The organism is Hymenobacter agri (assembly GCF_054778495.1).
The window spans coordinates 1-816 of the sequence record NZ_BAAGZM010001107.1 but is presented as its reverse complement, the minus strand read 5'-3'; the positions used below and the strand labels follow the sequence as shown (position 1 = coordinate 816).

2 protein-coding genes are annotated in these 816 nt (G+C 66.3%); one reads left to right on the top strand and one right to left on the bottom strand.

Features of this window, described 5'->3' with window-relative positions:
- A partial coding sequence (locus tag ACYVDE_RS24765; protein ID WP_460504179.1) for an energy transducer TonB occupies positions 1-122 on the top strand: 122 nt, incomplete at its 5' end.
- A gap of 10 nt (positions 123-132) precedes the next feature.
- On the opposite strand, the gene ACYVDE_RS24760 is transcribed toward ACYVDE_RS24765, so the two are convergent.
- Positions 133-816 (bottom strand): hypothetical protein (locus ACYVDE_RS24760; RefSeq protein ID WP_460504178.1); only part of this gene is annotated, 684 nt, incomplete at its 5' end.

Here is an 816-nt window from a genome sequence, read left to right as displayed (position 1 = left end):
GCCACGGCTGCGACGAAGCCGCTCTGGCCGCCGTGCGCCAGCTGCCCGAATTCAAGCCCGGCCGCCAGAACGGCTGCCCGGTGGCCGTGGCCTATACCGCCCCGCTGCTGTTTGGCATGTAGCCGCGGCGGGCTAGAACGTTTTTTGGTAGAAATGCTCCTTGTCGAGCACCTCGGCAAGGCGCTGGAGCTGGCGGCGCAAGTCGGACAGCTTCGCCAGCGGGCGCTGGCCGTAGTGGTCCAGCACCCATTCGCCTTGCACGGGCGAGGCCAGCAGCAGGCCAAAGTCGCCGGGGGCGGCATTGTTGGTACACAGCGAAAGGCCCTGCTTTCTGGCGTCTTCGTCTGCGGCAAAATCCACGTAGCGCAGGTGCAGAATGGCCTCCTCCCCCACCTCAATATGGGGCGCTTCGGCAATTCTGATGATGCCGGCATTGCCCACCGGTCCGCCATACAGCCGCACGGTCACGATGCCGGCGGCCTGGCCCTGCCAGGTTTCGGCCACCCGCACCCGGTAGGCCGAATGAAAGCAGGCGTTGCGGCTCGAATCGGTAACAAGGCTGAGCACGGTGCCGCGCACCACCACGTCGGCAAACACGGCAGACTCCTGAAAGCCACCTGGCCCGTCGATGCGAATGCGTCGGTCCAGCTCGCGCAGGTCGAAGCCGGCCTGCCGCAGGCCTTCTTCTTTGGTTACGTCGATGCGGTATTTATAAAACATGGCGGCGGGAAACCGAAAGCCCGCCCGGCGCACTACGGCCTCAAACGCCGCCCGGTGCCGGGCCGCCGCTTCGGCCGAAGCAAAAGCGGCGCGGGC